The sequence below is a fragment of the Spirosoma fluviale genome (genome assembly GCF_900230225.1).
Lineage (GTDB): Bacteria > Bacteroidota > Bacteroidia > Cytophagales > Spirosomataceae > Spirosoma > Spirosoma fluviale.
Genome location: NZ_OCNH01000001.1, coordinates 1625612 through 1642513 on the forward strand (window position 1 = coordinate 1625612; position 16902 = coordinate 1642513).

Below are 16902 nucleotides of genomic sequence, written 5' to 3' on the forward strand. Positions count from 1 at the left end.
TATTCTGACGGTATGTCAAAGCAACCTTCGCCGACTACAGTACCTGACCTATACCCTGAAATTATGTCTCACAAACTTGACGATAAGTTGGTGTCGGTTCTTCGGCAGCAGGGAAAAAACCCAACGGCTCTGCAAAAAGAACTCGATACCGTTATTGCGTCGGGTGATATGCGCAAGAAAGCGGGCTTGCTGGAGCATTATGCAGCCCTGACCGATCGCGTACGGGGCAATAGCGCGGCTACCAGTTTCCTTACCTCCCGTCGTCGGTTGCTCGACGTCGAAGATGAAAATTCAAAAGGTTCCGTCAGTGGCACCCAGGCGCTGGTGGGTCTGACGGGAAACGGATTTGTTGACCTGGCTGAATCACTGCCCAAGCTGGCCGTCGCGGCTTATCAGGGTGTGAAGGGTGACAACAAGTCATGGGAGAAGGCCAATAAGAGTGTTGAGAATTTTTTTCAACCCCTGCGTACCTACGTTTCCGACGACTACCAGAAAGGCCTGGCTTGGTATGATTCCGAACGGGGACTCGATCTGAACCTCGATGCCAAAAGCCTGATCGGTACGGTGGGCAATCTGGCTGGCTTTATCCTGCCCGGCTTTCTGACCGCAGGCATGGGTTCGCTGGCTACGATTGGAACGCGAAGTGCGTTGAGGGCGGCTCAGCTGGCGGGGGATACCATGAAGGTAGCGCAGGCCTCGGCCAAACTGGGCAAGGCCGGTAGCATCGTGGAGAAAGTAACGGGTATTTCCTCGTTTCTACAGATGTTTCCCGGCTACCAGAAAGAAGCCATTGAAGCGGGTCTGTCCATGAAAGATGCTACCCTGCTGGCTATACCGATGGCCGGTATCAACGGTTGGATTGAAACGGCCAACATGGGGGCATTGACCAAAGCCCTGGGGATGTCGGATGATATTGCCAAACAGGCCATCCGGGAAGTAACAACGCAGGAGCTTCGCAGTGCCTTGCAGGGTATGGCCGGAAAGGCACTCAACCCAACGGCCTTTATGGATGTGGCCGAAGGGGCGGCTAAAGCGGCTCTGGGCAGAATCAGTCGGCCCAAGGAAATGAGTATGGTCGGGCGTATGCTCGGGGCGGCATCGCGCCGGGTGGGTACGGGTTTCCGTGAGCAGGGTATTACCGAAGGCGGTGAGGAATTCTTTCAATCATTAGTCGAAAATGCATCCAGACAGCTCTATAATAATTTTGGCGCGGCAACCAGCGCTACCGAAGGAAACGGAAAATTTAAAGACCCAACCCTGGGTAAGTACCTCTTTGATGGCATCTATGGTACCTTGCTCGGTACGATCGTCGGTACCGGAATGGGTACAATCGTGCAGTCTAAAAAGCTGGACCCAACGGTTTTTGGCTACATAAACGCCGATGTTCGGATGCAGCTTGCCAAAGGGGTTGCCTTCGACGATGTGGTAAATAACCTCAAGATCAATAAAGCCCTCGATGCGGAGGTTGCCGGTGGACGTCTGAAACCGGAAGAACATCAGGAGCTAAAGCAAACCATCGTGCGGATGGCCGATACGGCCCGTGAGTTTGCGGACGTGGACGGCTTCACCGATTCGGACCGCTATCTGATGTTTAAGCTCTCGGAGTCCCGTAATACATCTATAGCGGATTCGGCCAATATCGAAGCGCTGAAAGAAGAATACGGGCAGATAACCTTCCAGTTGCAGTCGGGTCAACTCTCAACGGCTGATCAGCTGAAAGCTGAACTGCGTAAAAGCGCGGTCGCCAAAGAACTCGGTGGTTTTGTTGCTGACCCCAACGGCAACCCAACCCAGATATTTGAAGCCGAAAAGTTTGTCTCTGACCGGGCATCGGACTTTGAAACCATTGCGTCCCAGACGCTGGCGGAGTATGGCAAGGGTACGGACCGGGCAGGTGTTAAGAATTTCTTTAACAATAATTATTCGACTTGGCAGAAGAAATACGGCAAGCTCAGCCAGTATGAAGACCCCTTTACGCCCCAACAGGTCGTCGTTGATCCGGCAACGCAGGAATCAATCGGCTTCGATGCGGACAAAAAGTTTTTCCGTATTGTCTCGCCGGTGGGAGGTCAGGTAAAAACCCCGGCTCACGTAAACGAGCAAGGTAAGTTTGTGCCTTCGGTTCGTGGCCCCCTGGGCTACGATTATGGGCGGCCGATTGATGACATCAACCGGCATATAGCCCTGAGCCAAACGCTGGCCGATCCTGCTGACCCGCTGAGCCAATCCGCTACGCCCTTTGAGCCTGCTGATAACAGTCCGGAAGCAAACTGGCTGCGGGACGGTGAAGAACTGATCAACACCATTACCGTGGGTTCGGCGGCTGGCAAATCGGCCAAAGCGGCCGTTGGTAAGGCAAAACAACTGGCAACGGCTTTTCTGACTGATAGTGCCTTTCTGGCTAATGATGCAAAATACGGGCAAGCCTATACGCAGATGGCGGCTACCCTACAGGGATTGGTTAGTAGTGCCTCAGCGCAAACGACGGTTCCCGGAACGCAAACAGGTAGTGCAACCAGTACGGCATCAGCTCCTGTGGCTACGGTACATCAGGCCCAGCTTCCTAAAGACCTGGCTGGGGCCAAACCACGTTACGGCTATCAGGGTACTAACTTCCTTGTTCGGTTTGCGTCCGATGTGGACCGGGCTTTATACGTAACCTCTCAAACGGTTCCCTCCAAACGGGATGCCGAATACCGTCGTTTCCTGACCCGGCTGGGGTATACCAACTCGGAAATTAACCGGGAAGGTGTTGCTGTGCGTAATGCCATTAAGGCCAAAGCCCAAAGTCAGGTCTTGAACGGGGCTCAATCGGGGGATACCCTGAAAATAAGTCAACCGATCGCGGCTGAACCGGCATCGACCAGACAGACCGCTGATTCAAGCCAATTATCCGTCGTTCCAACGACACCCCCGGACGCAAATCAGTCGGCTCCGGTCCAACCTGATACCGTAACTCAACCTACTACAGATGGCCAAACAACCCAGCCTGGTAACGCCCCAAGTGTTCAACAGTCTACCCCGGAACCACAAACAATCGACGCTCAGTACGAGGCAGCATTCGAACTCGATGGGTCTATCAAATCTGCTGCTGACGCAGAAGCAGAATTTGAACAGGCTCTCGACGCAAGCGAACAATCTGTCGCAGATGATGGAATCCCAGTTGTCGGAACCATTGAACAGCTTATCGACGCGCTTGAACGAACTATTGCAGCAACGGCAGAAGCAACTGGCGCAACAGGAACGGATATTAATGAAGAATCCGTTGACCAGGCAGACACTCCGGATGCAGGCATCAGCCCAGCCGCGTCCACGGCTGAGGTAGTTCTACCGGAAGGCCCATTAACGCTACAGGACGCCTTAACGGCCCTGCGTGATGCCAGAGGTCAGGCGGCAGCGGATCAGTTCGAGAATGCGCTAATGAAGCTGTTGCGGTTCCCTAAATTCTTGCAGGATTCGATGTTGTTCTATGCCCTGCCCCCCGAACCGACTACGGCAACGGGTAAGGTGTCAACCAAACGTCGTCCGAAAAAAGATATTCGGATGCGCTTGCCGCTGGATTACTTCTATTCGGCAGCTGAGATACTGGCGGGTCAGCGTAAAGAACAAACCTCACCGGCGGCTAACGAAGTACTGCGTAAATTTCTAGCCGTATTTCTGGAAGGGGGCGTTGAGATTGACGACCGCACCACTGGCCAGCGTGCCTATCTGAGTCTGGATGAGCTAGCCGATACGGCGGCTGTCATGGAAGATATGATTCCCGATGGTGTGGAAGATATTCATCCACTGGCGTATCTGGCGGCCGATGAAATTCTATCGACGCTCAGCGAAGAGGATATTGATGCCATTCTGTCGGTCATCGACGAAATGGAAGGCATTAACCCCGATAGCTGGTTAGTCGCCCTCAATGATGCCCTTGAAAATGCGTTCCCACCCGTGGCCGATTCGGTACTCAATAGTATCGATGCAATCGTTCAGGAGTACCGGGACGCCAATGAATCCATTATATTTGATAATGCAGACGATGCAGACCCCGAGTACCAACGAGTCCTCAGCGAGTACACCACCACCCAGCGCGGCATTCAGTCAGCTATCGCCAACCGACAAACAGAAAACGCGGTTAGCCCTGGCCTCGATGATTTCGAGTCAGATGGCGCCCTCGAATCAGGGGTCGAAAGCCCTTCAATTCAAAGCGGACTCGCTGCCGCTGGCGAAGAGTTCCAGCCCGAAACCAGCGAGTTCCGGCCCGAACAGTTCGAATCAGCTGTCAAGGCTGCTGAAGATGCAGGACGAGCTGCTATCGAAAAAGCAGGAACTGTTGGCGACGCCACCGACCAAACCAGCCCCCAATCAGCCGACCCGGTTACAGAAACTTTTGAGTCAGCGATCGCGGCTCTTGAAGATGAAGAAGTAGCCAAACCCCTCGATACCACCTATCCGGACCGGCTCACCAAACTACGGGAGACAGCGGCAAAAATGCTGCATGATCTGGAAAATGGGATATACAAGGTTCCCAACACATCAACGGCCCTGCGTATTGTAAACGGGGAGGTTGTTGAGTCGGGTAACTCCTCGATGGGCCAATTTCAGGCTGACTCTCGTTCGATCAAGGATATTCCACGTGACGAACTGGCAGGCTTTACCAAAAAACGGGATGCTCTGCGCGCTCAGGTTGCCAAATTAAACGAACCCTGGCTGGAACGTTTGGTTTGGTTTATTGCGGGTAAAAATCCGGAAGAGGCTAAAGCGTTGCTTCGCGGTGCGCCCGAAGACTTCCAGTTGATTGCCCGCCTCGTTGACCGGGCCTTGCTCGATATTGGCAATTACACCCACGTTCCCCAATTAATGGCCTGGCTGGATGCCAAAGAAGCGGAAACCGCTAATCCAGCTCCTACTACAGCTGAAAAGGTAGAGCAGCTCCTTGATGCCGTTGAGGAAGCCATTAGTCAGGAAGCCTCCCAGGACCCGATTACGTCTGCGGCCGTCGCGCCATTGGATATTGAACTGGCTGACCTGAACTTACAGGAAAAACAGCTATCCGACCAGCTAGGCGATGATGATACCCGGAAGGAAATCGAAGCGGTTCAGGAAAAGAAAAAGACCGTTCGTCGTAAAAAAGCCGATGTGGCTCAGGAGGTCGCTTCTCAGCCCGCTCCGGTCGATACCCTACAACAAAAACTTGACGACCTCGACGAAGAAGAAATCGCCCTGGCCAAACGCTTAAGTGCCAAACTCAAAGCGATGCGGTCGGGTCTGAACGCGAACCCGTTTGCCGATCCCGAATTAATGGGCATCGTCGGGGAGTATTTCGCCGTAAAAATCAAGAAAGGTATTTACGGGTTTGCCAAAATTGCGCGTGACTTCGTTCGGGCCAATCAGGAAGCCTTGCACCCGGACGACTTCAAAGTACTGCGGGGTGTGTATGGCTACTACCGGGACTCGGCCGATGATGCCGTTTCTGACCAGATGGACGATACCAAAGCGGTACGTGCTATTACGCTGGAATCCATCAATGAGGTTTTGAGTCCTGCTGCTGAAGTAGTGGAACCGGTTCAAACCAGTTCGGAACCAGTTGAGCAAACCCCTGATAATGCCGTTAAGGGTGAGCGTGACCGGTTAGTTAGTCAGGTTAACGAAGCCCTTGATTTGTTGAATCAGGACGCTACCCTACGTGAGTACAACTTTCTGAATAAGCAACGAAATGAATTATTCCGCATGGAAACTGCATTTGCTACCAACAGCAATGATATCATGCGGGATCGGGTTGCCCGGGCTGAGGCCAAACTCAAAGTTGCTCTGGAAGACGTTGAGCCTGTCTTACGTAGTGTAAGGGCGAATGTTGCCGCTACACCCGTTGCTACGAGTACCGCTATCGCGGAGCAGCCGGACGTTGAACCTCTCGAAGCAGAACCGGCGGTTGAGCAAACCCCAGTAGGAGAAAGCAACCAGACACAGGAAACCCCAACTCAAAAGACGGTATCGGAAGATGTGGCCGAAATCCGTATGCAGGCGCTGACGGAGGCAAAAGCCAAAGTCGATGCGTTGCAGGCAATGTTGGCGAAAGACCCCACCAGTATGCGGATCGAATGGGAACTGGGTGCGGCAAAGATGGACCTGGATATGGCCCTGGCGAATGCTACCGGCAATGCTAAAAGTTTACCGCCTGCGTTTCGCGAGCAGCTTAACCAGATTCAGGCGGAGCTAAACAACATCAACCGGCTGATTGATAAAATTTACGATACGACCGGCGAGACCGAAAAAGACCAGCATGAACTGGGTTCCCTGGCTCCCGGTCGTAAGTTCAAGGAAGCGCTTAAAAAACTCTCCCGTCAGATGGCGGCCCGGCTGGGCTGGAAGCATGAATACGACGCCAACGGACGTGTGGAGTACTCCTGGGTCAATCTGCCACCGGCTGGCGGCTATGGCGGCTTTAAACTTTGGCATCCGTCGTGGAAAATAGGTATCGAAGTTCAGTTTGTGGCCAATAAACTCGGCGGCCGTGGTGGTGACTATGGCGATACACTAACTATCGACGATCGGGTACGCTGGCGACTGATTGAACCAGTCGAAAAAAATAGTGTCGGTGAAAACCGAATCTATGAACTCAGCGGATCGCCCGCCGTGTTCGGCGATAAGGTTGCCACTGCGGCCAATAACTACCTTTCTTCCTTACCTGACGATGGAACAAGAGAATCTACCAATACCCTGGATAGCGCGTCTACGGCATCTACGGGATTACAATTCGGATTATTTGAGGGAAATAACGCTGCATCCGCAGGAACTGTTACAGGATCTGCTGGACGTGGAGGAAAGGTTTCACCGAATCGAACAGGGTCTACTGGGAAAGGGAAGAAGTCTGGCGGAAGCAACGGAAATAGCGCTGGAAACCTCGGCGGCACCCTCGATGCTGGATCAGGAAGCCCAGCCGATGGAGGAAGCGGAATTTCGGAAGATTCTGGAACTGGTCAAACAGCTCCAGTCGAACTACCTGCAACCGAATCCAGCAACACCCCAGCCGTAGTTGAAACGGCTCCGGTATTCGTGCCGGCACCCGAAATCAACCTCAACCCAAATCACTTTGTCATCACCGATGATACAGTCTTGATTCCTCAGGGGCGGGTTGGCAAGATTCGGGCAAACCTGGCGGCTATCAAGCTCATGAAGGAGCTGGTAGAAGCGGGACGCCCGGCTACGGCTGAAGAAAAAGCGGTGCTCGTTCAGTATACGGGCTGGGGCGGCTTGAAAGCCGTTCTCGATCAGGAAAAGCTGAACCGCTATAAAATGGCGGTTGAGAACCTTAGCAATATCTCCTACAGTTCCAGCACTTACTGGCTTAAAGTGAAAGGTGAACTGCAAAGCTGGTACGATACCAACGGGAAGTTTGCCGAAGAAATTTCCGATCTGCTGACCAAAGAGGAGTTTCAGGATGCGGTCAATTCGGTTATCAACGCCCACTATACCGACCGGCCGGTTATCAAGGCCATCTGGAAGTACGTACAGGCGATGGGCTTCAAAGGCGGCCATACGCTTGAACCGGCAACGGGGGCGGGTCACTTCCTGGGACTCATGCCGGTCGATCTGGTTAAAAAATCACAGTGGTGGGGTACCGAACTGGATACGGTTACAGGGAACATTGCCAAGCTGCTGTATCCCGATGCCGATATTCAGGTAAAAGGCTTTGAAGCAGTACCGCAAAAATCGCACTTCTACGACCTGGTAATCTCCAACGTGCCGTTTGGTCAGACGGCTCCGTTTGATTCGGCCCATCAGGATTTATCGAAGTTCAACCTCCACAACTACTTTATCGCTAAATCCATCCGGCTGGCCAAGCCCGGCGGTCTGGTAGCGGTCGTTACCTCGGCCTATACCATGGACTCGACCGATACGAGCTTCCGGGAGTGGGTGAGCAATAACGGTAACGCGGATCTGGTTGGGGCCATTCGTCTGCCCTCAAATGCATTCCTGGAAAATGCCGGTACTGAAGTGGTTACCGATATTCTGTTTTTCCGTAAACGCGACGGCAGCGAAACCGAACCCGGCGAAAGCATGCGTTCGCTTAAACCGCTGTTTGATCAGGAATGGGATACCGGTCAGCTTGTCAAAGTTAAAATAGATGGGGTCGAACAAAGCGTACCGGACGTTCGGCAGTTAAGCTACCGGGTAAATGAATACTTCGCGCGTAACCCGGAAAAGATGCTGGGTGAACCCAAGTTCGCATTTGACGCTAAATCAGGAGGACTTTACCGGCCCGATGAAAATACGCTGGAAGCGCCCGAAGGTCAGGATACGATGAAGTTGCTCGATGAGCAACTGGACAGCTTACCCAAAAACATCACCGAAACCAAAGGCCTCGACAGCCGGGACGCATCCGGCGGCTATTCGACCAAACGCGCTGGTGCGCTGTATCGGAATGCGGCCGGGAAGATTGTCAAATCAGCCGATGGTGTTGAACAGGCGCTGGATCTGAGCTCGACGGTAAAGATTGCCGGTAAGAAATACACGCTAAAAACCGTTTACGGGGATTACCTCGATCTGAAAGAAGGTGTGCAGCAGCTGCGGGCACTGGAAGCCAAAGCGACCACCGAAGCCGAAGGAAAAGCGATGACGGAAATGCGTCGTAAACTGCGGCTGGCCTATACGACGTTTGTGGCTAAATACGGAACGCTCAACCGGAATGCCCAACGCATCGGGTTTCTGGAAGATGCCGACGTGGAATACGCGCAGGTTGCCGGTCTGGAACTGGTGAGCCGTGACCCGGTGACCAATAAATACTCGTTTGCTCCCTCTCAGATTCTTAACCAGCGGGTACAGTCTCCGCCCAAACTGCCAACCACGGCTGAAAACGTACAGGATGCCTTAACGCTAAGCTTGGCCTATAAAACCAAGATTGATCTGCCCTGGATGGCGGAGCTGCTAAACCAGCCGGAAAACTCCATACAGGAATCGTTGCTGGTTGATGGGCTGGCGTTTGTCGATCCGGAAACGGGACTGCTCGATGATAAGGAAAACTATCTGTCGGGTAATGTGCGGCACAAGCTGGCTCAGGCGAAAGCAGTGGCCCAGACCGACCAAAGCTACGAACCCAACGTGGTGGCTTTGGAAGCGGTCATTCCCAAGACAATTCCGATTTCGCTTATCGACTTCCGGATTGGTTCATCGTGGATACCCAGCCAGATATATGAGGACTTCATGGCCGCAATCGGCATCAATCAGCCGAAAGTGGCTTACCTGCCCGCTACGCAGTCGTTTTCTATCTCGGGCTGGCCAACGCCACGGGCTGAAACGCTGGGAACGCCCCGTATCAATGTGGTTGAACTGATTGATAAGGCACTCAACCTAAAGCAGCCGGTGATCATGGACCGCTACAAGGATGAGAACGGCAATAAGAAGGAGGTCAAGAATATTGCTGATACAGCAGCGGCTCAGGACAAAATGATGGAAGTCATGAACCGGTTTGTCGATTACGTCAAAGATATGCCCTCGCTGGCGCGTCTGGCAGAATCGGTCTACAACGAGAAGTATAACAGCCTGGTTGCCAAAAAATACATGCAACCGCCGTTTACCTCCTTCCCCGGTGCCAACCCGGCCATTCAACTGCGGCAGCACCAAATCAAGGCGGCACAACGGGCATTGGTCGATAGTGTGTTGTTTGCCCACGGGGTCGGTACGGGTAAGACGTTTACGATGATCACGGCGGCAATGGAAATGAAGCGGCTCGGTCTGGCCCAAAAGCCAATGATCGTTGTGCAAAACTCCACGTTGGAGAACTTTGCCAATGCCTGGCGCTTCCTGTATCCGGGTGCCAATATCCTGGTACCAACGGGCAATGATACCGATGCGGAGAACCGCCAACGGTTTCTGCAACGCATGGCCTATAACAACTGGGATGGTGTCATTATCCCTCAATCGTTTCTGGCCCTGATCCCCGACAATCAGGACCGGGTTGATGCGCTGGTACAAGAACAGATCGATGTGATTCAGAACGCGCTGAATGATACCGACGAGAAAGAGGAGAGGGCAACGGCTCAAAACCTCAAGGCCCGTCTGAAAGCGCTGGAAAAACAGCGGGATTCGGCGGCTGAGAAAGAAGCCAAAAAGAAACAGAAGACCGTTGCCGATAAAGCCCGTGAAGCGCTGAAAGTAACCAAGAAGGTAAGCAAGCAGGCTGCCCGACGTACCGATGCGACGATGACGTTTGAAGAACTGGGCGTCGATGCGCTGTTCATCGACGAAGCGCACGAATACAAGAAGTTTGGTTTTTACACCAAAATGGGCAACGTCAAAGGTATTGATACGGCATCCTCCCAAAAAGCTCTTTCGGCCATGCTGAAAGTGAAGTGGGTTCAGGAGCGTAACAAAGGCCGTAACGTCGTACTGGCAACGGGTACGCCCATTTCCAATACGATGGCCGAACTCTGGACCATGCTCAAATACGTGGCCCCTCAACTGGTGAAGGACTTCGGCATTGACAACTTCGATGAGTTTGCCGCCAACTTCGGTTCGGTTGATCCTTCGCTGGAGTTTACGGCAGCGGGTAAGTTCAAGATTGTCGATCGGTTTAAGCGCTATATCAATATGCCGGAACTGAATGCGCTCTTTAAACAGAACGTCGATGTGGTGCTGGGCGATGAGGTATTTAAAAAGGGTGACAATACCCTGCCTGAATTGAAAGACGGCAAATTCACCTTCATTGAGTTGGATATGTCGCCGGAGCTGAAGAACTACATGGATTATGTGAAGCGGACACTGACGGCCTGGGAAAAACTCGAAGGGGCCGAAAAACGCAAGCTCAAACATATTCCGCTGGTTATGTTCACGCGTGCCAAACAGGCCGCTATTGATGTACGGCTGGTCGATCCGGCGATGAAAACGGAAAATTCCAAAGTGCATGCCGTCGCCAAAGAAGTGCTGCAGCGTTACAAACAAACGGCATCCTACAAAGGAACACAGTTGATCTTCTCCAACTCGATCGCTTCGGCTGAGGCAAAGGATAAGTACCTGGATGAAGAAATGACGATGATCAATCCGTTGTACGGAAAAGATCAGTTCAACCTCTACGATGCCATTGTCGATGAGCTGGTAAGTGGCGGTATTCCCAGAGCGGAAATTGCGATTGTTCCGGAAGATGCCAAGAAACGGGAAGCTGTTTTCCTTAAAGTGCGCTCGGGTGAAATTCGGGTGGTACTGGGCTCGACCGAACGACTCGGCGTAGGGGTCAATATTCAGGACCGGATTCAGGCGGTTCACCACGTCGATGCGCCGGTACGACCGATGGACTTTGAACAGCGGAACGGCCGGATTCTGCGGCAGGGCAATCTTCATGCGGAATGGGGCTTGCCGGTAGAGATCGTTACCTACGGGGTAAAGAAAACCCTCGATGCAACGGCTTATCAGCGATTAGCCTTTAAACAGGAATTCATCAACCAGATTCTAAAAGGAGATTCGACCGAACGGAGTCAGAATGATGAAGCTGACGAAGATGATGCGTCCTCGATGGGCTTTCAGGAAATGATGGCTTCGCTGTCGGGTTCGCAGTACGTACAACTCCAGCAGCAGCGTAAGTTCGAACTCAACAAGGTCAAAATGGCGCTCTCCAACTGGGAGCGTGGTCAGATTGAAGCGCGGCAGATGATTGAGAGTGCGGAACGTTCGGTAGCCAAGTATACGGCCCTGATACCTCAACTCGAACTCCAGATCGGTGCGGTGCAAAAAGCGTTTCCCGACGGGAAGGTTGAGGTCAATACGATACAGGTTGAAAACGGGGATATCATCGAAGGCGAAAAGGCGAAAGATGCCCTGGCCGAAGTGATGAGCGGCTTACTGGCTGATGCGGTGCAAAAACTGCCTTCCAGCCGGTTTGTCAAAATCAACGGGTTCGGCGTAAAGATGGGTTGGACGATTGCCTTTGACCATGATCGGGGCAGGGATGGCGTGTCGATCTATTATGAGAAGGGGGAAAACTTCAAAGGCCTGGCCACTAAAGTTGACGGCTTGCTAACGTCGATGCGGGCAGCACTCAAACGCGTTGAGTCGGCTCCCTCCATCGCCCGCTCGAACATGGAAAAGAGTCAGGAAACCATTGAAGCCTTTACCCAGGAGTTAAAACGTCCGTTTAAGGATACGGCGAAACTGGCGGCTCTGGAAGCCGAAGTAGCGGATCTGGAAGAAAAGATGCAGGCGGAGTTCGAAGCGGAAAGTGCTGAACTCGAAAACGGTATCGAAGAGGGTGAATTCGATCTGGACAATGATTTGGGCTTCCAGTTGCAGCAACCTTCGCAACCGGCCAACCCGGCCACGGATGCGCTGGTAAACCGGATTGCACAAGCCTTCCCCAGTACGCAGGTAGTAAGCAATCCGGCGGCTTACGAAAGTGCGCTGATTGAGTCAGGGGCGTCGGATTTGCTGGGTAATCAACGGCCGCTGGGTTTTGTGTGGAATAACCGGGTATTCTTATCGCCCGATGCAACGGAAAATACGGTGCTGCATGAATTCGGTCACATCTGGACCAACATCGTTAAAACGCAAAATCCCGCCTTCTATCAACAGGGTATCGCCCTGGTCGCCAATTCGCCGTATATGGCGCGGGTGAAAGCTGACTCGTATTATTCGACCCTGAGCGAAGAACAGCAGTTAGATGAAGCGCTGGCCATGGCAATTGGGGATGAGGGCGTAGGCTTTCTGCAACCGGCGGGACGGATGAGCTTTGGCGAATGGCTGATGAACCTATGGAATCAGTTGAAGCAGGCTTTTGGGCTGGGGACTGACCCGGCGAAGATGACACTGCGTGATTTTGTGGGTCAGGTCGTGGGACAAATGACGCCGGGAACGCCTGTGGCTGGGACTAGTTTGGATGGGGCTGCGGCTGATGCGTCACAATCGAGCGTAAATTCGGTACCGCAATTCCAGCTGCCTACCGGTGTGGTACCGCAAACGATCGCGGAAATGAAGACCGATGCCGAAAGCCGGTTCCAATCCATTCCGGTACTGGCCATTGGGGCGGGTGTGAATCCTGATCTGTGGGATACGCCTGTTAGAGAGTGGACCAAAGAGGACAAAGCCTACGTTAAAAATATCAAACAGCTAACGGGCTGGGAATTGAGTGGGCCGGAAACGCTGAAATACACGCGGCCGGGTGATCTGTTCTACCTGGCCGATGGCTCGGCAGTTCGGATGGAAGGTTATCAGCTGACGCAAATCCTGCGGGATGGCTTTCAGGCGGCTTACGAAAGTGATACAGGCCGTGGCCGTTTGTTCCGTACCGTTGTCGACCGGATGAAGTCATGGACCAACCTGGAAACGTTTCTGGATATGATCGACGACGCGGCCGGTAGTATCGCTGGTCTGATGAAAGACCTTAAACGGACGTCGGCCCGGCGGGCTTCGTATGCGCAGGTTATTCTGGAACCACTGCGGCAGGATGCCGAAAAGAAACTGGCCGATTTCTCGCTGCGGACGGGTAACAGTCTGGAAACGGTAAAGACCATGACCGTGACGACCTATGACTACGACGAAACGGGCGCGGTTGTCGACCGGGATGTTGAAATACCGGTAGCGGTGGGAATGGAGCTGGCCTTGCTGGCCGAAACCCAAATCGAAACCTACGGGCAGGCCTCGCATATCGTTGACGGAATGCCCACGCTTGCCCAGTTGTACCGTACCAATCCGGACGGGTCGCGTACCCGCTGGAAAAAAGGCGCTGTGTATTATGATCAGGACAACGATACGACGCATTATCTGTTGATGCCGACCCAACAGCTTAACGCCCTGCGTGAACGCTTTGAAACGGGCAACGGAGCCTACGAAGGGGAAGCCGACGCGTATACGGCCTTGAAAACCTACTACAACCAGGCCGAAGTGGTGAAGCTGCTCAAGGAAGAAAACGGGTATCTAAATCCGGATCGTGAGTTTGAAGAGGTTCAGGATTACTACCCGATTCGTACCTACAACAACCAGCAGGATGCCCGGACACAAAGCCGGGGCTTCTCCCGGACGCTGGATGAATCGCGCCAACTCATTGCCCGTCAAAATGCGGCTGATGCGGTGCTCGTGCGTGACCCCATTACCACGATGAACGATTACGAAGGTTCGGTTGTGGATATTCTGGAACATGGCCGGTTGGTGGAAAACCTCAACGCGCTTAAAAACGGAATCGAATCGGATTATACGGGCCCAAAGAAACAGTACCTCATCACCACGATTGAGAAACAGCGGGACGTTCTGCAGAATCACCGCAAGAAACGGGCTGAGGCTTATGAGCAACGGGGCTTCGTCCACTGGCTTGAATCGTCGATGCGTCGGTATACGCAGTCGGTCTTCTCGCTCAACGTGGGTTTGCCGCTGAAACAAACGGGTACCTACGCTGCGGCTCTTGGTCAGGGTATCATTGCAGACGAATTTTTGCACTCGGGTGAAGCGTGTGGCGTACTGACGCAACTGACGGCCGGTGCCTATCGGGACTGGGAAGCTCCCTCTACCGTTATCAACGGAATGGAGCATGGCTACCGGGGCAGTCTTTCTGGGATGGATACGCAGGAGCGGCCGTTGATGGAAGAAATATTTGGGGTAGGCATGACCGATGAGCTGACCAAATCCCGGCAGATACAGCGTTTCGCTACCATCCTCGACCGGATGACGCACTCCCAGACATTGTTTACCGGCGATGTGGAGTGGAGTGATTTGGGACTCAACAGCCGGACGCTGACCAACGGCCAAAAGGCCTTGCGGCAATTCGACGAGTGGAATACCGAATACGGGCTGGCGGCCATGAAGCGGGCTGACCGGGCTGTAATTCTGGCCTACTATACGGCGGCTAAATTACAGGCGAATAGCGAAGGCCTGGCCGAAGGGAGTGACCAGTACTGGGACCGGGTTGCTGATCTGACCGAACGGACGCTGTATGCCACCAACCAGATGTCGAATCTGGCCGAACAAACGCCGATGCAAACCTCAACGGATTTCGTGGCCAAGATTCTGGGGCTGTATTCGGGCCAGCAGCAGAAGTTGTTAAACACCGTATTGCAGTCGCTGAACCGCTACGTCAAAACGGGTGAGGGGTCGTCGGAGGCTAAAGCCGCGCTGGTGCAGATGGCAAAAACCTTCGGCTGGGCGGTGGTCTTCAACGCGGCCTGGGTAGCGGGTATCTCGGCGGGTTCGGCGGCACTGATGGCGATTTTGTCGGGCGATGAACCCAAATCATGGGAGGAAACCAAACGCCGGATTGGGTTTGACTTCGTGCGTAACATTGCCGGAACGGTTCCGGGCCTTGGTCAACAAGCGGTTGAATATTACCTGAGCCAGATGGATGACAGACCAGGTACGGACCCTCTACTTCAAATTACGGCCGCTGAAAATCTACAGACGGGTTTAGATATACTAAGCGGGATGGGTAAATATTTAATGGAAGAAGATGAGCAAAGACGCGATAAGGCACTGGACTCTGTTATTTATGATACAACTGACTTTATGACCAAAGCGAGTGGCACACCTGCTAGTGTAACCAAACTTGTTAGGGAGTGGATCACGACTGATGCCGATGATTTAGAAGATAATGAATGATTAAACGGCCCTGATTTCAGGGCCGTTTTTTGTATTTTTGTTATTGGATGAGACGATTAACCCGCGCAGAATTTATTGATAAATCAAGGCTTGTTCATGGCAATAAGTATGATTACTCTCAGGTAGAATACGTTGATTGGGTAACAAAGATTAAGATAGGCTGTTCAACTCATGGCCTGTTTGAGCAGACGCCCAACAATCATCAGCGTAAACATGGATGCCCAATCTGTGCATTTGAGAAAAATAGCGCTGAAAAGAAAGTAAGGACGGCAGTAGTTATTAAAGAGCGTTGTCGGAAAATGCATCCGGATTTAGATTTTTCGGAAAGCATATTTACTGACTATGATTCCAGTGTTCTCGTTCGTTGCTCTAAACATGGACAATCCAGTAAAACAATTTATCATTTGCTCAAAGGCAGTGGTTGCACTGCATGCCTGTATGATAAAAATTCGATAACGGATAGTGGCTGGATGAGAAGACTTACCGCTAAGTTTGGCTCCTAATATAAATATTTAATAGACCTTTCAGCTATTTATAAATCCAAAGATGCTATTGAGGTTGTTTGCCCAAATCACGGGAAATTTAGTATTCGGCTGTCCCGTCATTTAAATGAGGGTAGGGGATGTCAGAGGTGTGCTAAAGAAGCTGCTCAGTTAAAAATAAAGTATATAGCCGTTCTGAATGGGTAGGCATTCAAAATGAGAGAATGGCTAGACTTTATCTAATCCATTGTGTTGCAAATGGGGAATATTTTTATAAAATTGGGATTACTTACCTTGCGATAAAACGTCGATTCCGGTTAAAGAAAATAGGCTATGAGTTTGAGCTTATGCATTTTATCGAATCATATAATGCCGAATATATTTATGATCTGGAAAAAGCATTAGCTCGTCGATTAAAGGACTTTGCTTACTTGACGACAAAAGATTTTACTGGTAGAACGGAATGCTATAAATTTGACAGTATTAGTGTATTTATGGAGGCATTAATAGTGGTTACTAACAAATAAGGGATTTCTATTTCTGTATCGTTTTGGGTATCGTGTTTTAATTGCACTTACAAACGTATTCTTTGAGTTCAAGACATGAACGAAGTTCGCGCTTGTCATATTTGGCTTCCTGTGCCTTTACACACTCATCAGGATGTGCTGTAAGTTTTTAATGGAATGATAACGAGTAAAAACATACAGCTTGTCGGGGGTTTGTTCGCCAGAACACGGTGGTGGTTGGGCTGCAAAGCCTCCTGCAGGACGTGCTTCCTGTCGCACGGGAGGTGGAGTTCGGAGAGTTCTTTTTACCTCCCATTAAAAACAAACTACCACCTCCCAAAGCACCCGTCATTACTCCC

The 16902-nt window shown here is 52.1% G+C and carries 3 protein-coding genes; all 3 read left to right on the forward strand.

The window, feature by feature from the left end:
* Positions 1-63: 63 nt before the first annotated feature.
* The 3 genes from CRO74_RS06860 to CRO74_RS31485 all read left to right on the forward strand — a co-directional run bounded on the left by CRO74_RS06860 (position 64) and on the right by CRO74_RS31485 (position 16564).
* The gene (locus tag CRO74_RS06860; RefSeq protein ID WP_097125236.1) at positions 64-15555 is read left to right on the forward strand and encodes a helicase-like domain-containing protein; all 15492 of its coding nucleotides are present in this window, start codon (positions 64-66) and stop codon (positions 15553-15555) included.
* 47 nt (positions 15556-15602) lie between these two features.
* Positions 15603-16058 carry a DUF723 domain-containing protein gene (locus CRO74_RS31235; RefSeq protein ID WP_144035880.1) on the forward strand — a complete coding sequence of 152 codons (456 nt, stop codon included), beginning with the start codon at positions 15603-15605 and terminating at the stop codon, positions 16056-16058.
* A gap of 203 nt (positions 16059-16261) precedes the next feature.
* Positions 16262-16564, forward strand: coding sequence for a GIY-YIG nuclease family protein (locus tag CRO74_RS31485; RefSeq protein WP_097125237.1), 303 nt, complete (start codon positions 16262-16264; stop codon positions 16562-16564).
* Positions 16565-16902: the final 338 nt, after the last annotated feature.